Raw genomic sequence first — 19,751 nt, forward strand, 5'->3', positions numbered from 1 at the left:
TTCGGATCGGCACTGAATCCGTGACAAAGTTGGTGGTGCACACGTCGATTCAACAAATAATTGTGCACCGCACCAAAATTTGATCTATCATTCAGTTGTCTCCTCCACCCTCCTCCTTTGGTGTGGATTTCAACCCGAGCGCCTCACGGCCCTCGGGTTTTTTTCTGGAAGAGGGCACGCGCAGACCGGCAACCGCCAACCTTTGCCATCAGGACTTCACGCACGTCTCATTCGAGAATTTCCACGTCCATTCCGCAGCGCAATTCGCCATCACCTTCGGCAATCACGTTTTGCCCGAAGATCACGCCATCCGGGGTCTTGCGGTATTTGGCCAAGGTTCGCAAGGGTTCCTGGTCGAGCCCCTTGCGACCGGTGTCCGGGTCGACGGTGGTGAAGACGCAGCGCTCGCAGGGCTTGACGATGCGGAAAGTGCATGTGCCGATGCGGATGCGCTTCCATCCATCCTCGGCAAAGGCCGGGGCGCCCAACACCACGAGATTGGGCCGGAAACGCTCCATGGCCAACGGGCGGCCAACCCGCGCGGACAGGTCGTCAAGGGACGCCTGGCCGATGATCAGCAGCGGGAAACCGTCGGCAAAGGACAAGGGCACCTTCGGGTCCGCCTTCACCCGCCTTGCGGTCTCTGCCCCGGTCCACAGGAGCTTCAGCCGCGTGCCGATGAAGGCGGAAATCCACTCATCTGCCTCGACTGCACCCTGCCAGGCGGAAAAGCGGTCGCCCCAGACAGTCACCGGGGCGGGATCGTCAAAGGCACTGTTGGGCACGAAGAGCGGCGCCCGCCCGGACGCCGAGAGCGTGACGCCCAGTGCCGACGCTCGAGCATCGATCAGAACCAGCTCCGGATACTCGCGTCCCGTCACAAATCTGCCATTGGCATCCCCCACCATCCACATGCGGTCAAAGGGCAGGCCCGCGGCACTGACCGGGCTGGCATCCAGACGCTGGCTGCGCATGGACTTGACGGGATGGCAGTAAAGGGCGGAGAGGACAGGCCGGGTATCGGTCATGGCGGACTCATGGGCTGGAGGGCGGATACGATTATCCTCGGGGCCTGGGCAGGCGGGCAAGGACAGGGGCCCACCTGCCGTTACAATACGGGGCCTGTCACGCCATTATCCCCATCATGACCTACGAAGAGCATCTGGATGAAGTCACCACCCTCATTTTCGAACGCTTCGGCCTCAGCGAGCACGCAGCGATCCAGCTCGTGATGAAGGCTCAGGCGGCAGGTTATTTTAGTGAGCACGATGATGATCCCAGCCTGTGCACCCAGTTACGCGCCGAGCAGGACGCAAAACGGGTGTTCAAGGAGTACGGAAAACCGGCCCCCGCCACACCGACGGGGGGGCCCACCCCGGGGCGTCGGCGCCGCTGAGGGGCGGGCAGGCCCGGCAAGGATGAACGCCGCTTCGCCTAGTGCGGCGTGGCCCTCTCCCAGACTGGGCATTTGTCACCTTCCGGGGAAACCATTTTGACATCGCACCTCTGCCGAAGCGGGCTGTTGCTGCCCTTTCTGCTTGCCATCACAGCCTGCGCCGCAGCCCCCCTGAGCGGCGGTTCAACCCGGTCCGTGATCGTCGGCTTCACCCTCGCCACACCCGGCGATGCTCCCGAAGCCCTGGAGAGACTGAAGAAGGCGGGTGCAACCGATGCCCGCTTTGTCAGCAGTCTCTCGTCCCGCAGCCACAGCTACCGGTTGACGTGCCCCCAGGTCGATCCGGCCTGCGGCCAGGTGCTGGACGCGCTGCGAGGCCAGCCCGGAATCGACTACGTCAGCATCGACAGAGGAAAGGATTCGCAATGACCATGCTCTCGAGAATCGGCCTGGCCCTGTGCGCCCTGGTTGCCGTACCGTCATTCACCCAGGCCGCCGACAGCCTCGAAGCCCGGGTGATCGTCAAACTCAAGGCCAGCTCCATGCTCAAGCAGATCCAGGCCGCGGGTCGCGTCGAAACCCTCGGCACGCGGATGGGATTGAGGGCGCACATGGTCAGCCAGCCCGGTCGGGATCTGCACGTCATGCGCGCCAGCGGCCTGACATCGGAGGCGCTGGCCGCAAGACTGGCCGGAGATGCCGACGTGGAATACGCGGTGCCTGACCGTATCAAGAAGATCAGCGCCCTGCCCAACGACCCCCTGTACGGATTCCAGTGGTACCTGCAGGCGCCCGATACCACCCGCCTCGCGGCCACCAATGCCCAGGCCGCCTGGGACATGACCAGTGGCAGCAGCAAGGTGGTGGTGGCCGTAGTCGACTCTGGCGTGCGCTTCGATCACGAGGATCTGGCCCCCCGCCTGGTGGCGGGCTACGACTTCATCACCGATGATCTCAATGCCAACGATGGCCAGAGCGGCCGGGATGCCGATGCTTCCGACCCGGGGGACTACGTCTCGGCGGCCGACCGCAACAATGCCGCCCTGACCGCCCTGTGCGGCACCCTGAGCGTGCAAGGCAGCAGTTGGCACGGCACCCAGGTGGCCGGCATTCTGGCGGCCGAAACCAACAACTCCCGGGGTGTTGCCGGCATAGGGGGCGCCACCCGTGTACTGCCCGTCCGCGTACTCGGCAAGTGCGGTGGCTTCGACTCGGACATCATCGCGGGCATGCGCTGGGCGGCTGGCTTGAGCGTACCCGGGGTGCCCAGCAATCCTACGCCGGCCCGGGTCATCAACCTGAGTCTCGCCGGAGCCGGCACCTGTAGCGCCGCCTATCGCTCGGCCATTGCCGAGATCAGGGCCGCCGGCACGCTCATCGTCGCGGCGGCCGGCAACGAATCGGGCGCCGTCAACGAGCCTGCCAACTGCCCCGGGGTGCTTGCCGTAGCCGGTATCCGCCATGTGGGCACCAAAGTGGGTTACTCAAGCCACGGTGTGGAGGTGGGGATCAGCGCTCCGGCCGGCAACTGCGTGAATGTCCAGGTAGGGCAACCCTGCCTGTTCCCCTTTATCAACCCAACCAACCAGGGCAGCACGAGCCCCACGGCAAACACCTATACCGGGACGGGGGATAGCACCGTGGGCACCAGTTTCGCCACACCGCTGGTGGCCGGTACCGCGGCGCTGATGCTGGCGGCCAACCCGGCACTGACGGAAGCCGATGTGGGCGCGCTGATCAAGAGCAGCGCCACCCCCTTCCCGCTGGACAGCACACTGCCCACCTGCCCCCTCACCTCCACCGATGGCCAGTGCAACTGCACCACCACCACCTGCGGAGCGGGCATGCTCAACACGGGCTCGGCGGTGACGGCGGCTGTCGCGGCAGCCAACCCTTCCGTCAGCATCGGCGTCGCCGCCTCCCGGGTGGTGGGCACGGCCTTCAGCCTTGACGGCGGCGGCAGCGCAGCCACGGGTGGAGCCCGCCTGGTCACCTGGAAGTGGATCCAGATCAGCGGGCCCGGTAGCGGGAGTTTCAGTTCCGACAGCGTCGCCGCCCCCTCCTTCACGGCCCCTGTGGCAGGCACCTACGTGGTGGGTCTGACCGTTACCGATGACAGCGGGCGCCAGGGCACCGGGCAGGCGACTTTCGAGGTGCAGTCCGTGGCGGTCAAGTCCTCCGGCGGCGGTGGCGGTGCCCTTGATCCCGCCAGCCTGATGACCTTTCTTGCTTTGGCTGCCCTGGCTGCAGGACGACACCTGAAGGACTGACCCCGGACGGGCACGATCTCCGACCCTCACCGGGACAGGAAGGGAAGACTTGATTGGATGACTGTTTATTTATACAGTCACTCCATGAAATCATCTTCCCTTCCGGCTTTTGCCGAGCTCTACTGCCGCAGCAACTTCAGCTTTCTGACCGGCGCCTCGCATCCGGAGGAGCTGGTCGCCCAGGCCACCGCCTTGGGCTACTCTGCCCTGGCGATCACCGACGAATGCTCCCTGGCCGGCGTGGTCCGGGCCCACGCCCAATGGCGGCGGCAGCCGGATACCCTGCAACTCCTGATCGGCACGTCACTACAGCTCGCGGATGGCCCCCGGCTGGTATTAATCGCCACCGACCGGGCAGCTTACGGTGGCCTGTCCAAACTGATCAGCACGGGGCGACGCGCCGCCGCAAAGGGTGCTTATCACCTGCAACGCAGCGATCTGGCAGGCGGTGTGCCCGGTTGCCTGGCCCTGCTGCTCCCCCCTGATTCGGCCGATGGCGGAATCGATGCATTGGCCGCCGATGCCCGCTGGCTGGCCGGGTGCTTTCCGGGTTCAAGCTGGCTGGCGGCCTCCCTGACCCTGGGGCCTGACGACGCCTGGCGCTGCCGCTGGATTAGCGATGCCGCCAGCAGGGCTGACATCCCCGTGGTGAGCACCTGTGCGCCTCTGATGCACAGCCCGGAACGCAAGCCTCTGGCCGATGTGCTGGGGGCATTGCGTCACCGTTGCAGTCTGGACGAAGCCGGCTATCGTCTGGCCCCCAATGGCGAGGCGCATCTACTGCCCCGTGAAGTGCTGGGTCTGCGCCATCCGGAGGCATGGCTGGCCGAATCCCTGCGGATCGCGGCACGCTGCCATTTCAACCTGGACATGCTGCGCTACGAGTACCCGGAAGAAATCGTCCCTCCCGGGGCTACGGCTGCAAGCCATCTACGGGCCCTGGTGGAACAGGGGCTGGGTCATCGCTACCCGGCCTGGGCCTCCGGCAACGCCCCTCTGCCGGAGGGTATCCGCCAGCAGGTGGACAAGGAGCTGGCCCTGATTGCCGAGCTGCGTTACGAGGCCTTTTTCCTCACGGTCGAAGACATCGTGCGCTTTGCCCGCAGCCAGGACATCCTGTGTCAGGGGCGGGGATCGGCAGCCAATTCCGTCGTCTGCTACGCCCTGGGAATCACCGAAGTGGCACCGGCTGAAGCCAGCCTGCTGTTCGAGCGTTTCATCTCCCGGGAGCGCAATGAGCCACCCGACATCGATGTGGATTTCGAACACGACCGGCGCGAAGAAGTCATCCAGTACATCTACGCCAAGTATGGCCGCGATCGGGCCGCCCTGGCCGCCACCGTGATCCGCTACCGTCCGCGCAGCGCCCTGCGTGATGCGGGCCGCGCACTGGGGTTAGATAGCGGCCAGCTGGACCTGATCGTCCGCCGTCTGGCCTGGTGGGATGGCCTCCGGATCGCCCCCGAACGAATTCGCGAAGCAGGCCTCGACCCCGACAATCCACAGATCAAGCAGTTGCTCGACGTGGCCAATGGGCTCATCGGCTTTCCCCGGCATCTGTCCCAGCACGTGGGCGGCTTCGTGATCTCCCGGGGGCCCCTGTCCGAGCTGGTGCCCGTGGAAAATGCAGCCATGGAAGGCCGCACCGTCATCCAGTGGGACAAGGATGACCTGGAAACACTGGGACTGCTGAAGGTGGACGTACTCGCCCTCGGCATGCTGTCCGCGATCCGCCGCAGTTTGGCGCTGATCGGGAAATGGCGGCAGTGCACCTTCAAAATGAGTGACATCCCCCGGAACGAGGCGGAGGTCTACGACATGCTCTGCGAGGCTGACGCCATGGGCGTCTTCCAGGTTGAGTCCCGGGCCCAGATGAGCATGTTGCCGCGCCTGCGCCCACGCTGCTATTACGATCTGGTGGTGGAGGTCGCCATCGTGCGGCCAGGCCCGATCCAGGGCGGCATGGTTCACCCTTACCTCACGGCCCGGGACACACTGGCCCGGGGAGAGCCGATCATCTACCCTCGGCCCGAAATCGAGCCGGTGCTGCGCCGGACCCATGGCGTGCCGATCTTCCAGGAGCAGGTGATGCAACTGGCCATGGTCGCAGCCGGTTTCACGGCCGGCGAGGCCGACCAGCTACGCCGGGCCATGGGCGCCTGGGGTCGCAAGGGAGAACTGACCCGCTATCAGGACAAGCTCGCTGCTGGCATGCTGGCCCGGGGTTACAGCGCCGACTTTGCTGAAGCCCTGGGACGCCAGATCCAGGGCTTCGGGAGCTATGGCTTTCCGGAATCCCACGCTGCGAGCTTCGCCCTGCTGGTGTACGTATCAGCCTGGATCAAGTGCTTCGAACCGGCCGCCTTCCTGTGCGGGCTGCTCAACAGCCAGCCCATGGGTTTCTATGGGCCGTCCCAACTGATTCAGGATGCCCGTCGCCATCACGTAGAGGTGTTGCCGGCAGATGCGGCCTGGAGTGACTGGGAGTGTACCCAGGCACCCTCCTCCTCCGACCCCGCGCATCCGGCCGCCCGCCTTGGTTTATGTCTGGTCAAGGGATTCAACCGCGAAGCGGCCGAACGCATTGCCAAAGCCAGACGCATGCACCCTTTCCAGGATGTCGAGGATCTGGCCCGACGTGCCGCTCTGTCGGCCACGGAACTCAGGGCACTGGCAAACGCGGGGGCCCTGCAGACGCTGGCGGGCCACCGTCATCAGGCGTGTTGGGCCGCTGCCGGCTGCCAGACCGCTCCGGAACTGCTCTGGGGAATCCCCGTTCCCGAGACCCTGCCACCCTTGCCGGCCCCTGACGAGACCCAGGAAGTGGTCGCCGATTACGCACGGCTGGGCTTCAGCCTGGGACGCCACCCCCTCAGTTTTCTTCGTGGCCTGCTGCATGCGGAACGCTTCCTGAGTGCGGCCGAGATCGCCATCTGCCCTGATCGCAAGCTGGCCCGGGCCGCCGGCATCGTCACCTGTCGCCAACGCCCGGGCACGGCCAAGGGCACCCTGTTCGTCACCCTGGAAGACGAAACCGGCTGGGTCAATGTGATCGTCCGGCCGGAGCTCCTCGAGGCCGAGCGGCAGATCCTGCTGGGTGCGCGCCTGCTGGGTGTCTATGGGCAGATCACCCGCCAGGGCAGCGTGGTGCATCTCCATGCCAAGCGGGTCGTCGACCGCTCAAGCCAGCTAGGCCGGCTCGCGCCACGAAGCCACGATTTTCATTGAATCCTGGGCTAATCTTGCGGTCTGACGCGATGCACAGAACATCCGGCACCGGAGACCGCCATGACACTTCAACGCATCATCGCCCTGCTTGTTACAGGAATCCTGCTCACCGGATGCGCCAGTTCAACCCTCAGATCCACTTGGCGCGACGGGACCGACTTGGGTACCACTCCACGCAAGCTGGTGGTTTTTGTTTCGGTAAAAGACGACAACCTGCGCCGAATGGCAGAGAACCGGGTGCTGCAGTCGATCCCCCCGGGCACCAGCGCCACGGCTGGCCACACCCTCAACCTTGACCCGAAGCTTGAAACCGAGGAAGTCCGGGCCCGCCTGAAAGAACAGGGCTTTGATGCTGCCCTGCTCTCCCGACTGGTGTCTGTAGACAAGTCCCAGACCGTCGTGCCCGCTCAGACCCAATACGCCTACGATCCGATGTTCCGGCGTTTCGGCCCCCGCTTTGGTTCCTTCTACAGTTTCTACCCCTACGTCTACACCACGCCGGCCTATACCGTAGATAACACCACGGTGGTCGTCGAAACCCTGCTGTACCGCCTGCCGGAAGGCAAGCCGGTATGGACAGCAGTCAGTGAAACCCTGAATCCAAGATCATCCGCCCAGGTAGTGGAGGAACTCATCACCCTGGTGGGGGGGAAACTGAAGTCGGAAGGCCTGCTCCCGTCCCGCTGAGCAATCGGGTACCGAACTACCGCACCTGGGGGCAGCGCCACGCTCAGCCACCAGCCCCGGCCCGCTCCCTCCGCCGATAGTGGATCACCGCCGGTGCCACCACCGCCCCCCCCAGCAAGCCAACCAGAATCAACGGCCAGACCACCGGCCGGTTCCACTCCGCCCGCAGGCGCTGACGCTCGGCCACATCGATGCGCTGATACTTGAGACTGTTACGGATGATCTTGCCCGGCTTGCGATTGAGCAGCCAGCCATGCTGCAAGGTGTAGGCCTTCTCGTAGAGCCCCCAAACCCACGGCGCGTCATGCTGCAAAATGCCCAGCATGCGCTCGATGATCGCCTGCCGCTCGGGGCCGTCGGGCATGGCTTTCATGCGTTCGAACAAGCGGTCGTACTCGGCGTTCTCGTAGTTGGCCGCATTCTCACCCTGACTCTTGACCTTGCCCTGGGCGCCATAAAGCAGGAACAGGAAGTTCTCAGGGTCCGGATAGTCGGCATTCCACCCCCAGTAAAACAGTTGTGCATTGCCCTTGCGGATCTTGTCCTGGAAGCGGTTGTAATCCGTCGCACGAACCACGAGTTGAACATCCAGCTTGCGGAATTGCTTGGAAAGCCAATCTACGGTGGACTTGTCGCCCATGCCACCGCCCGTTGTGTCCAGATTGACCACAAGTGGCTCACCTGTCCTGGCATCCCGCCCGGCAGGATAGCCCGCCTCGGCCAGCAGGCGTCGGGCCTCCTCAACGGACTTGCGCTGCGGCCGACCATCGACCCAGTCATAAACGTGGGGGTTGATCCCCGCCTTGTCGGCGCGGTAACCGAAGATCCCCGGCGGAATCGGATGCATCGCGGGAACGCCCCGACCATTCTGGAAAACAGCAATGAACTCCTCTTGGTCGATCGCAATCGAGATGGCAAGGCGCAGCTTGCGTGCACGCTCACTGTTGCCTCCCACCACCGGGTCAAGCATGTTGAAACCCATGTACATCACGGTCGGCGCCACGGACGTGTTGAGCCTGATTCCCTTGGCGACCATCTCGTCGCTGAGCGTGACGTCACCCTGCCCCCCCATCTGGACCGCCTGGTCAAAGTTATCCGATGACACCCCCGAGGCGTCGTAATAACCCTGCAGGAACTTGTTCCAGTAGGGAATGCTCTCCTTCTCCCGCGTAAACACCACCTTGTCGATGAAGGGAAGCGGCTCTCCGCAATCCCTCAACAGTTCGGCCGCCTTGTCGTCTTCCTCCCCCTCGCAGGGATAAGTCTCGCCGTGGTAATTGGGGTTTCTCACCAACACCATGCGGGCGTTGGGATTGTTTTCCTGCAGCATGTAGGGGCCGGTACCGACCGGCCACCAGTCAAGGGTCAGATTGCGCTCGGCCATGCCGGGCTGTGAGAAAAAGCGGTCCACTTCAAAGGGGACCGGCGCAAAGAAAGGCATGGCCAACCAGTAGGGAAACTGGGGATAAGCGCCCTTGATCCGGACCCTGTAAGTGTAGCGATCCACCACCTCCACACCGCTCATCGGATAACTGCGCAGATCGATCCAGCCCGGCTTCTCCTTGCTGGCCTTCTCGCCGGCCACAAGCAGCGCATGGAGATCCTTCAAGCCGATGATGTAGTCCCCCATCAGCTCAAGCACCGGTGAATGCAGTCTCGGATGGGCCAGACGCTTGATCTGATAGACGTAGTCCTCGGCAGTCAGCTCTCGCGTACCCGTCAGCGGGAAGTCGCCAAGGTTGCGCTTTCCGGCCAGAGCGTCCGGGCCAAGATCGAGATAGACCGGCTTTCCGGAACTGTCGGTGGCAAAGGCAGGATGAGGCTGGTAACGGATACCCGGCTGGATCTGAATCTCGTACTCGCTGCGGGCCACCTTCGCCGGGTCGACATCTGCAGGCAGCAGATGGCCGGTCTCATCGTATTGACGTACGACCGGCATCGCCCGGGCCGTCGCAGTGCCGAGCTGGAACGGTCGCTTGAGGTAGTGATACTGCAGCGGCGGCTCGTAGATCTGATAGAGGAAAGTCGCCTCATCCTCACTGTAGGACTGCACCGGGTCGAGATGCTTGGGACGCTGGGTGAAGGCGGAATAAAGAATATTCTCGCCCCGCTCGGCTGCCGGATAGGGATCATTCCAGACCTGGCCACAGCCTGTCGCCATGGTAGCCAGGAGGAAGCTTGCAAGGTATCGAGTCATCGCGCGCATGTCCTCAGTCTACCGGATGTGCTGAAATCCGCGACAACACGCGCCCGAGAAAGCATCCGTTATAATTAAAGGGTTATTCACTGGAGACACCTTACATGGGCTTTCTCGCCGGCAAACGCATTCTGATCACCGGATTGCTGTCAAACCGCTCGATCTCCTACGGGATCGCAAAAGCCATGCACCGGGAAGGTGCCGAACTCGCCTTCACCTACCAGAACGAACGCTTTCAGGAACGTGTCACCAAAATGGCTGCCGAATTCGGCAGTACGCAGGTTTATCCCTGCGACGTGCAGAGCGACGACGAAATTGCCAGTCTCTTCGATCGGCTCGGCCAGCAATGGGATGGTCTCGATGCGCTTGTTCATTCGATCGCCTTCGCTCCGAGTGAGGCGCTGGAAGGCGACTTCCTCGACAGCGCAAGCCGCGAAGCCTTTCGCATTGCCCATGAGGTCAGCGCCTACAGTTTTCCCGCCCTTGCCAAGGCAGCCCGCCCGATGATGAAGGGTCGCAATGGCTGCATGCTGACCATGTCCTACCTCGGTGCTGAACGCACCATGCCCAACTACAACATCATGGGCCTTGCAAAAGCCAGCCTCGAAGCAGCTGTGCGCTACATGGCCGTCAGCCTCGGCCCCGAAGGCACGCGCGTCAATGCCGTATCTGCCGGCCCGATCAAGACCCTCGCAGCCTCCGGCATTGGCAGCTTTGGCAAATTGCTGGCCTTCAACGAGCGCAATGCACCACTGCGCCGCAATGTCACCATCGAGGAAGTCGGTAATGCCGCGGCTTTCCTGTGCTCCAGCCTCGCCAGTGGCATTACCGGCGAAATCATGTACGTGGATGGCGGCTTCAACATCACGGCACTCGGCAACCCCGACCAAGGTAGCTGAGCGGGATTCCGTGACTTCCGAAATGCGCCTGCGCTAGGCGCACAAGTCAAAAAAATGGCCCCGGATCAACCGGGGCCTTTTTTTGATGCCATGCCAATCACTTGTCCTTGGTGCTCTCCAGCATGGCCGCGTTGACCGTCACGCCATGGCGCTTGCGCAGTACCGACAGATAGGCCGCAAAGTCCTGCTCGGCCTGCAGGCGTGCATATTGCTGCTTGATGGCCTGAAGACGGGGATCGTCGGCCCCCGCCGCGGTCGGGCGGGTAATCTTCTCGACACGAAAGACCACGTAACCCATGCCGGGAAGCTTTGCGCCCGCGTAGCTTGGCAACTTGTCAGCAGGAGCCCGGAAGATCGTCCGCAGGATCTCGGGCGGGAAACCCTGCTCCATCCGCTTGACCGGACGGGAAGCCCCCCACTCGAGAGGCACTGCGTCCCCCTTGGCGAGCTGAGCCAGCTTCTTCTCGCCATCCTTTTCGGCAAGCACGGCGGCCTCTTCCTGGACAAGCATCTTCTCGATATCGGCACGGACCTCGTCAAACGGGCGCAAGGCGGCAGGCTTGGACTCAAGGACTCTGGCCGCAACGAGAACGCCCTTGCCCACATCAACAGCATCGGTATTACGTTTGTTCTTCAGTGAGTCATCGGAAAACACAGCCGCGACAAGCTTTTCGTTGTCGAAGGGCGCAGGCGCCTTGCCATTTCGCGCAAACCAACCACTGGTCTGAACCGCAAGCTTGTACTTCTCCGCAGCGGGCTTGAGGCTGTCCGCCTGCTCATACACCATGTTGGTGAAGCCTTCCGCCAACTCCGCAAACTTGCGGCCGGCCTCGACCTTTTTGAGCTCGGCCGCGAGCTCGTTGCGGACATCCTCGAAAGGCCGGACCTGCTCCGCCTTTACCCCAGCAAGCTTGATGATGTGGAATCCAAAATCCGACTGCACCACCCCCGACACGTCTCCCTCTTTGGCCAGACCGAAAGCCGCCTCCTCGAATGGCTTGACCATTGCGCCACGTCCGAAGAAGCCCAGGTCACCGCCTCTCTCGGCAGAACCCGGATCCTGCGAGTTCTCCTTGGCAAGCTTGGCAAAATCAGCCGGGCTGGCCTTCACCTTCACGAGCAGACCTTCAATCTTCTCCCGGGCGGCCTTGAGTTCGGCCTCACCAGCATCCTTGCGGGCCTGAATCAGAATATGGCTGACACGCCGCTCCTCGCCTTGCCGGAAGCGCTCCGGATGGGCGTCGTACTCCTTGCGCAAATCCGCGTCGCTCAAACTCAATTGCCCGGCAAGTGCCTCCTGGCTGAGCACCAGATACTCAACACGAACCTGGGCGGGAATCTCGAACCGACTACGGTTGGTGTCGTAGAACTTCTGAGCCGCCCCATCGGCCAGTTTGACGGAAGCAGCATATTGCTGGGCACCAAGGCGGACTTCGCTGACCTGACGCTCCTCGAACTGAACAGCGAAAACGCGTTCAGCGGAGGCCCCTGAAACAATCGTCCCCTCGGCAACCGCAGCAACAACCTGCTTCAGCGCAAGATCGTTGCGAAGACGGGTCTCAAACGTCGGCTGGCCCATGCCCTGAGCCTTGAGAACTGCCTCATAACGCGGCAGGGAGAACTGACCGTTCTCCTGAAATGCAGGAATGCCCGCAATCGTCTCCCGCATCTGCTGATCAGAAACGCTCAGACGCCGTTGAGCGGCATCCAGAGCGAGCAGACGCTGGTTGATCAGATTGTCCAGAACAGCCTTGCGCGCCTCGACCGTCTCCAGTATCGCCGGATTGAAGTTCTCGCCCATCGCGGTGCGCAGTCGCTCCTGCTGCTCGCGCATGGCCTGCTGGAAGTCCAGCTGGGAAACGGGAGTGCCACCAACCGAAGCCAACTCGCCACCACTGCCCGCATTCTTGACGTAGGAATCAACACCCCAGAAAGCGAAAGGAAGCGTGATGAGAAGCAGGAAGATCTGAACAATCCTCTTGTTGTTGCGTACGGCGTCAAACATGCTGGATCCTCGGTTGCTGCATACGGCGGATGAACTATTGAACGACAAATGCAAAAAAGGCGAACTTGCGTTCGCCTAATGAAGTGCGACAGCTATTCAAGCGCCGCTCTGCTGCCAGGTCAATTCACGCACCCTGATCGCAGCCGGCTTCCCGATCCAAAGCCGCACGATCAAAGCGACGGAAGTCTACCTGCTGCCGGATTGACGAACAAGTCCTGCAGCCAAGTCCGGAACACATCAAGATAAACCACGACATTCAACGCCATGGGCGACAACAAAAAAAGGCCACATCTGCGGCCTCTTTTTTTGACATCAAACACTTGAATTGGCGGAGTGGACGGGACTCGAACCCGCGACCCCCGGCGTGACAGGCCGGTATTCTAACCAACTGAACTACCACTCCAAACTGACCAGCCACCTGAATCAAGGTGGTGGGTGCTGACGGGGTCGAACCGCCGACATTCGCCTTGTAAGGGCGACGCTCTACCAACTGAGCTAAGCACCCGATCATTTCGCTGGAGAGAACCAGCGAAATCAACAGCCAATTAGTTTAGCGCATCTTTAAGCGCTTTGCCAGGTCTGAATTTAGGAATTTTTGCTGACTTGATCTTGATTGTTGCGCCGGTACGCGGATTGCGCCCCGCACGCGCAGCGCGCTTGCCCACATGAAACGTTCCGAACCCTACCAAGGTCACGGTTCCCCCCTTCTTCAGGGTCTGCTTCACCGCCGCCACCGCCGCATCAAGTGCTCGCCCTGCTGCTGCCTTGGAAATCTCGGCTTCTGCCGCAATCTGATCAATCAACTCGGATTTATTCATACTCGCCCCCTCGTTATGGAAATTGACAAACAGGACACTCCGACATCAACCGCCAAAAAAACCGAACGTCTTTCAAGACACGCAAAGGCCACTGATGGTCTTTATATAACGCGCTAAAAAACGGGATGTCAAGGAACCGAGTCGCACCGAATGGGCGAAAAGAAGCACTCCCGCGATGAGAAAGCCCTGAAAAAAGCCCGCATACGCGGGCTTTCAGTCATCGCAGCAGGGAAACAGGAAACCGACTGGTCCCCCCGACAGGAATCGAACCTGTATCTAGCGCTTAGGAGGCGCTCGTTCTATCCATTGAACTACGGAGAGCGAAGCGCGGCATTCTAACTGCGCAACAAACAGAATGCCATGATCACGTACCCATGCACAGCGAAAAGCCGGCAGATCTGCCGGCTTTTCGGATCAACAACGGGTTTCAGTGCTTGACGAACTCACCATTCACCAGCGGCTCCGTCGGCGATGCCACTGCCGCGTCACCCACAGGCACATCGGGCAACGCTTCCGGCATGCGCGCCAGTGCGTGCTCCAGCACCTGATCAATCCACTTCACGGGGATGATCTCAAGACCGTTCTTGACGTTGTCAGGAATCTCGGTGAGATCCTTGACGTTCTCCTGCGGAATCAGCGCGATGCGGATGCCGCCGCGTACGGCAGCAAGCAGCTTCTCCTTGAGACCGCCGATGGGCAGCACTTCACCACGCAAGGTGATTTCACCCGTCATTGCAACATCGCAACGGACAGGGATACCGGTCAGAACCGAAACCAGACCCGTACAGATGGCGATACCTGCGGACGGACCGTCCTTGGGAATGGCACCCTCGGGCAGATGGATGTGAATATCCGACTTCTGGTAGAAATCCTCCTGGATCCCCAGCGACTTTGAGCGACGACGCACCACGGAAAGTGCGGCCTGGATGGACTCCTGCATCACCTCGCCCAGCTTGCCGGTCGTCATGATCTTGCCCTTGCCCGGCAGGGCCACGGCTTCGACAGTCAGCAGTTCACCACCCACTTCGGTCCACGCCAGCCCGGTCACCTGACCGATCTGGTTCTCCTTCTCGGCCACGCCAAAGCTGTACTTGTGCACACCCAGGTACTTGTCGATGTTCTTGGAATTGACCACCACCTTGGCTTTGCGTTTGCCCAGCACCAAGGCCTTCACGACCTTGCGGCAGACCTTCGAGATCTCGCGCTCGAGCCCCCGAACCCCCGCCTCACGGGTGTAGAAACGGACAATGTCGCGGATCGCGTCTTCGGTGACCGACAGCTCCTCACGCTTGATCCCGTTGTTCTTCATTTGCTTCGGAACAAGATAGCGTTGGGCGATGTTGACCTTTTCGTCTTCCGTGTAGCCGGACAAACGAATCAGCTCCATACGATCCAGCAGCGGCGCAGGGATGTTGAGGGTGTTGGCCGTTGCCACGAACATCACGTCGGACAGGTCGTACTCGACCTCGATGTAATGATCGACAAAGGTCGAGTTCTGCTCGGGGTCCAGCACCTCAAGCAGAGCCGAGGACGGATCGCCGCGGAAGTCCTGCCCCATTTTGTCCACCTCATCCAGCAGGAAAAGCGGATTGCGCACGGCAACCTTGGACATGTTCTGCAGGATCTTGCCGGGCATCGAGCCGATGTAGGTGCGACGGTGGCCACGGATCTCGGCTTCGTCACGCACACCGCCCAGGCTCATGCGCACAAACTTGCGGTTGGTGGCGCGGGCCACCGACTGACCGAGGGAGGTCTTGCCGACACCCGGGGGGCCGACCAAGCACAGGATCGGGGCCTTGAGCTTGTCCACACGCTGTTGCACAGCGAGATACTCAAGGATGCGCTCCTTGACCTTCTCGAGGCCGTAGTGCTCGGTATCCAGCACTTTTTCAGCCTCGGCCAGATCCTTGCTGATGCGGGATTTCTTCTTCCACGGCAGGCCGACCAGGGTCTCGATGTAGTTCCGCACCACGGTGGCTTCGGCCGACATGGGCGACATCAGACGCAGCTTCTTAAGCTCGGCCTGGGCCTTGGCCATGGCCTCCTTGGTCATGCCGGCAGACTTGATCTTCTTGTCCATCTCCTCCAGATCGGCGCCGTCTTCGCCTTCGCCGAGTTCCTTCTGGATGGCCTTGACCTGTTCGTTCAGGTAGTACTCGCGCTGACTCTTTTCCATCTGGCGCTTGACGCGGCCACGGATGCGCTTTTCGACCTGGAGGATGTCCAGCTCCGTCTCGAGCTGGTTGAGCAGGCGCTCGAGGCGCTCGCCCGCATCCAGCATCTCGAGGATTTCCTGCTTCTGCTCGAGCTTCAAAGGCAGGTGGGCTGCGATGGTGTCCGCCAGCCGGCCCGGCTCCTCAATGCCCGACAATGAGCTGAGGATCTCGGGAGGAATCTTCTTGTTGAGCTTAACGTACTGATCGAACTGGCTGATGATCGCCCGGCGCATGGCCTCAACTTCGTTGTTCGGTGCCTCAGCGGCCGGCATGGGGCTGGCCTTGGCAACAAACAACGTGCGCAAATCTTCAACAGACACCACGCGGGCACGCTGCACACCTTCGACAAGCACCTTCACAGTGCCGTCCGGCAGCTTGAGCATCTGGAGGATATTGGCGATGCAGCCAAGATCGTACAGATCTTCGGCGGACGGCTCATCCTTGGCTGCGGACTTCTGGGCCACCAGCAGAATGCTCTTGCCGGCTTCCATCGCATTCTCGAGCGCCTTGATGGACTTGGGGCGACCCACGAACAGCGGGATCACCATGTGCGGGAACACCACCACGTCGCGCAGCGGCAGTAGCGGGAGTTCGATCAGTTCTTCGGGGAGGTCAAGCGTGCTCGACATGATTTTTCCTTTAAAGGCACTAAGGCCCCATATGGGGCCCTAGTGACATCAATTCAAGCAGTCCAGCCAAAAACTTCTGCTCGATGTCAGTTGGAGCCGGAGACCTTGGGTTGATCAGCGTAGATCAGGATCGGCTTGGTGCCACCATCGATCATGCCTTCGTCGATCACTACCTTGGAAACGTTTTCCATGGAGGGCAGTTCGTACATCGTATCCAGCAGCGTGCCTTCGAGAATCGAACGCAGGCCACGGGCACCCGTCTTGCGCTTCAGTGCCTTGCGGGCAATCGCCTGCAGGGCCGCCGGGCGCACTTCGAGTTCGACGCCTTCCATTGAAAACAGTTTCTGATACTGCTTGATCAGCGCGTTCTTGGGCTCGACAAGAATCTGGATGAGGGCTTCTTCATCCAGCTCCTGCAGGGTCGCCACCACGGGAAGACGACCAATCAGCTCGGGGATCAGACCGAACTTGATCAGATCGCCGGGCTCGACTTCAAGCAGCGCCTCGGACACATTCTTGTTCTCGCGACTCTTCACTTCTGCGCCGAAGCCGATACCGAACTTCTCGGTCCGATTGCGGATCACCTTGTCGAGACCGTCGAACGCACCACCACATACGAACAGGATGTTGGTGGTATCCACCTGCACGAAATCCTGGTTCGGATGCTTGCGCCCCCCTTGCGGCGGCACCGAGGCGATGGTGCCTTCAATGAGTTTGAGGAGAGCCTGCTGCACACCTTCACCCGAGACATCACGGGTGATGGACGGGTTGTCCGACTTGCGGGAGATCTTGTCGATCTCGTCGATATAGACGATGCCCTGCTGCGCCTTATCCACCTCGTAGTCGCATTTCTGCAGCAGCTTCTGGATGATGTTTTCGACATCTTCACCCACGTAGCCGGCCTCAGTGAGCGTCGTTGCATCTGCCATCACGAAGGGCACATTGAGCAGGCGGGCAAGCGTCTGGGCAAGCAGCGTCTTGCCCGATCCGGTGGGACCGACCAGCAGGATGTTGCTCTTGGACAGCTCGACCTCGTCATGCGTCTTGGAGAGATGACGCAGCCGCTTGTAATGGTTGTACACCGCCACCGAAAGAATCCGCTTGGCCGACGCCTGACCGATTACGTACTGGTCGAGTATCGCGCTGATTTCCTTGGGTGACGGAAGCTCGCCCTTCACGCCCTTGGCGCCGCCGGTATCTGCACTGATTTCATCGCGGATGATGTCGTTGCACAGCTCGATGCACTCATCACAGATGAACACGGACGGACCCGCGATCAGCTTGCGGACCTCGTGTTGGCTCTTGCCGCAGAACGAGCAATACAACAGCTTCTCTCCGCTCGTTTTCTTGTCCGCCATTACTGACCTTTCTCTCTGTATCTGAAGCTAGGGGATGATCAAGCCACTTCACTGCGGCTGGTCAGAACCTTGTCCACCAGACCATAGCGCACAGCCTCTTCCGCGGACATGAAATTGTCACGGTCGGTATCCCTTTCGATGCTCTCCACGGGCTGGCCTGTGTGTTTTGCCAGCATGGCATTGAGCTTGGCACGCAGAGACAGGATTTCACGGGCGTGGATTTCGATATCCGAAGCCTGGCCCTGGAACCCGCCAAGGGGCTGATGGATCATGATGCGGGAGTTGGGCAGGGAGAAGCGCTTGCCCTTCTCACCAGCCGCGAGCAGGAAGGCGCCCATGCTGGCCGCCTGCCCGATGCACAGGGTGCTGACGTTCGGCTTGATGAACTGCATGGTGTCGTAGATCGCCATGCCCGCCGTAACGGAACCACCCGGAGAGTTGATGTAGAAGTAGATGTCCTTGTCCGGATTTTCCGATTCAAGGAACAGCAACTGGGCGACGATCAGGTTGGCCGTCACGTCATTGACCGGCCCCACCAGGAACACCACCCGCTCCTTGAGCAGGCGCGAATAGATGTCGTAGGAGCGTTCACCGCGACCGCTCTGTTCGACAACCATCGGAATCAGGCCGAGGCCGACCGGATCCCAGTCACTACGAGAATTCGGGGGTGTCAGGGGATTCATTTGCCGTCGCTTTCTGCGGGATTAAGCCGCATTACCCATCAAGTCGTCAAAAGATGCAGTGACATCGGTCGTCTTGGTGTTGCTGACGACCCACTGCACCACATTGTCCTCAATCACCAGCGCTTCGGCCTGGGCCAGGCGCTGGGGTTGAGAGTAATACCAGCTCACGACCTCGCTCGGGTCTTCGTAACTGGCCGCAAAATCTTCGATGATCGCGCGGATCTGTTCGGGCTTGGCGTGCAGTTCCTTCGACTTGACCAGCTCGGACATGATCAGGCCCAGCTTGACGCGACGCACGGCCTGTTCGGCAAACCAGGCGGGCTCGATCGGCAGATCCTTGGTCTTCATGCCACGCGCTTCGAAATCCTTCTTGGCGTTCTCGGCGAGCTGGGCGGACTCCTGCTCGACCAGCGCCTTCGGCACTTCAATCGGGTGGGTCTCGATCAGCACGTTCATAACGCGCTCCTTGACCTTGGCCTGGATGCGACGCTTCACTTCACGCTCCAGATTGGCCTTCACTTCTTCACGCATCTTGGCCACGTCACCATCGACGATGCCCAGGGACTTGGCGAACTCGGCATCGACTTCGGGGAGCTTGGGCTCTTCGACCTTCTTCAGGACCACTTCAAACTGAACGGTCTGGCCGGCCAGATGAGTAGCGTGGTAATCCGCCGGGAAGGTCATGTCGAAGGTCTTGCTTTCGCCCGCGACGAGGCCCAGCACCGCGGTTTCGAAATCCTTGAGCATCTGTCCACCGCCGATGACAAAGGCGAAATCCACGGCCTTGCCACCTTCGAACTCTTCACCGTCCTTGCGGCCGGTGAAATCCACCACGACACGGTCAGCGTCCTGGGCGGCACGCTCGACAGGCACAAAAGTGGTGCGTTGCTTGCGCAGGACATCAAGCGTCTTGTCCACCTCGGCGTCAGTCACGGACAACTGGGGACGCTCCACTTCCTGGGCGCTCACATCGGCAATCACGATTTCCGGGTAGACCTCGAACACGGCGGTGAATTCGAGGGCATCGGTACCGGAAGCATCCTTCGGCTCGATATTGGGGTACCCCGCCACACGCAGACTTTGCGCACGGATCTGCTCGCCCAGCGCCTTCTCAACCGCGGCACCAATGGCTTCGGAACGGGCTTGCGGGCCGTAGGACTGGGCGACCATGCGATAGGGGACCTTGCCCGGGCGGAACCCCGGCATCTTGACGGTGCGGGCCATCTTCTTCAGACGGGCTTCCACATCCTTGTCGATTTCGGCCAACGGCACGGACATGTCGATACGGCGCTCCAGCGCGCTCACGGTAACCTGATTGCTCATGAAAATTCCCTGATCGGTCTTAACAAAAACGCCTTACGAACA

General features: G+C 61.2%; 14 protein-coding genes and 3 tRNA genes. 6 read left to right on the forward strand and 11 right to left on the reverse strand.

All coding sequences use genetic code 11. The features are described from left to right. Positions 1-227 precede the first annotated feature (227 nt). Positions 228-1,028 carry an MOSC domain-containing protein gene (locus J0L98_RS09945; protein ID WP_296411592.1) on the reverse strand — a complete coding sequence of 267 codons (801 nt, stop codon included), beginning with the start codon at positions 1,026-1,028 and terminating at the stop codon, positions 228-230. A gap of 116 nt (positions 1,029-1,144) precedes the next feature. Here J0L98_RS09945 and J0L98_RS09950 point away from each other — a divergent pair, with 116 nt between their 5' ends. The 5 genes from J0L98_RS09950 (at position 1,145) to J0L98_RS09970 (ending at position 7,581) form a co-directional block, all read left to right on the forward strand. Then, entirely contained in the window at positions 1,145-1,396 is a 252-nt protein-coding gene (locus J0L98_RS09950) for a hypothetical protein (protein ID WP_365954568.1), read from the forward strand. 126 nt (positions 1,397-1,522) lie between these two features. Further along, on the forward strand, positions 1,523-1,825 hold the full coding sequence (locus J0L98_RS09955; RefSeq protein WP_296411594.1) for a hypothetical protein: 303 nt from the start codon (positions 1,523-1,525) through the stop codon (positions 1,823-1,825). Then, positions 1,822-3,666, forward strand: coding sequence for a S8 family peptidase (locus J0L98_RS09960; protein WP_296411596.1), 1,845 nt, complete (start codon positions 1,822-1,824; stop codon positions 3,664-3,666). The genes J0L98_RS09955 and J0L98_RS09960 overlap by 4 nt, the downstream gene beginning before the upstream one ends. An 84-nt stretch (positions 3,667-3,750) precedes the next feature. Then, complete coding sequence (locus J0L98_RS09965) at positions 3,751-6,894, forward strand: error-prone DNA polymerase (RefSeq protein ID WP_296411598.1); 3,144 nt, start codon at positions 3,751-3,753, stop codon at positions 6,892-6,894. 60 nt (positions 6,895-6,954) lie between these two features. Beyond that, positions 6,955-7,581: a hypothetical protein gene (locus tag J0L98_RS09970; protein ID WP_296411599.1), complete on the forward strand. Its 627-nt coding sequence runs from the start codon at positions 6,955-6,957 to the stop codon at positions 7,579-7,581. Positions 7,582-7,624: 43 nt separating this feature from the next. Here the strand turns inward: J0L98_RS09970 and J0L98_RS09975 are convergent, their stop codons facing one another. Then, positions 7,625-9,778, reverse strand: coding sequence for an ABC transporter substrate-binding protein (locus J0L98_RS09975; protein ID WP_296411601.1), 2,154 nt, complete (start codon positions 9,776-9,778; stop codon positions 7,625-7,627). Between the two features lie 104 nt (positions 9,779-9,882). Between J0L98_RS09975 and fabI the strand changes: the two genes are divergently transcribed. Continuing rightward, on the forward strand, positions 9,883-10,677 hold the full coding sequence (fabI, locus tag J0L98_RS09980; protein WP_296411603.1) for an enoyl-ACP reductase FabI: 795 nt from the start codon (positions 9,883-9,885) through the stop codon (positions 10,675-10,677). A 97-nt stretch (positions 10,678-10,774) separates the two neighbouring features. On the opposite strand, the gene J0L98_RS09985 is transcribed toward fabI, so the two are convergent. From J0L98_RS09985 to tig, 9 genes are all read right to left on the reverse strand, one after another. Next, on the reverse strand, positions 10,775-12,682 hold the full coding sequence (locus J0L98_RS09985; protein ID WP_296411606.1) for a SurA N-terminal domain-containing protein: 1,908 nt from the start codon (positions 12,680-12,682) through the stop codon (positions 10,775-10,777). Positions 12,683-13,008: 326 nt separating this feature from the next. Then, a tRNA-Asp gene (locus J0L98_RS09990) sits at positions 13,009-13,085 on the reverse strand. 26 nt (positions 13,086-13,111) lie between these two features. Continuing rightward, positions 13,112-13,187 (reverse strand) — tRNA-Val (locus tag J0L98_RS09995). Positions 13,188-13,227: 40 nt separating this feature from the next. After that, positions 13,228-13,500: an HU family DNA-binding protein gene (locus J0L98_RS10000; protein ID WP_296402966.1), complete on the reverse strand. Its 273-nt coding sequence runs from the start codon at positions 13,498-13,500 to the stop codon at positions 13,228-13,230. A gap of 246 nt (positions 13,501-13,746) precedes the next feature. Continuing rightward, positions 13,747-13,821 (reverse strand) — tRNA-Arg (locus J0L98_RS10005). 106 nt (positions 13,822-13,927) lie between these two features. Next, positions 13,928-16,345, reverse strand: a complete 2,418-nt coding sequence (gene lon / locus J0L98_RS10010) for an endopeptidase La (RefSeq protein WP_296411608.1) — start codon at positions 16,343-16,345, stop codon at positions 13,928-13,930. 86 nt (positions 16,346-16,431) lie between these two features. Next, positions 16,432-17,703, reverse strand: coding sequence for an ATP-dependent Clp protease ATP-binding subunit ClpX (gene clpX, locus J0L98_RS10015; RefSeq protein ID WP_296402964.1), 1,272 nt, complete (start codon positions 17,701-17,703; stop codon positions 16,432-16,434). Positions 17,704-17,741: 38 nt separating this feature from the next. Beyond that, positions 17,742-18,386: an ATP-dependent Clp endopeptidase proteolytic subunit ClpP gene (gene clpP / locus J0L98_RS10020; protein WP_296411611.1), complete on the reverse strand. Its 645-nt coding sequence runs from the start codon at positions 18,384-18,386 to the stop codon at positions 17,742-17,744. A gap of 21 nt (positions 18,387-18,407) precedes the next feature. Beyond that, positions 18,408-19,709: a trigger factor gene (gene tig / locus J0L98_RS10025; RefSeq protein WP_296411612.1), complete on the reverse strand. Its 1,302-nt coding sequence runs from the start codon at positions 19,707-19,709 to the stop codon at positions 18,408-18,410. Between the last annotated feature and the right edge of the window lie 42 nt (positions 19,710-19,751).

Origin of the sequence: Zoogloea sp. (assembly GCF_017302315.1) — a bacterium.
GTDB lineage: Bacteria > Pseudomonadota > Gammaproteobacteria > Burkholderiales > Rhodocyclaceae > Zoogloea.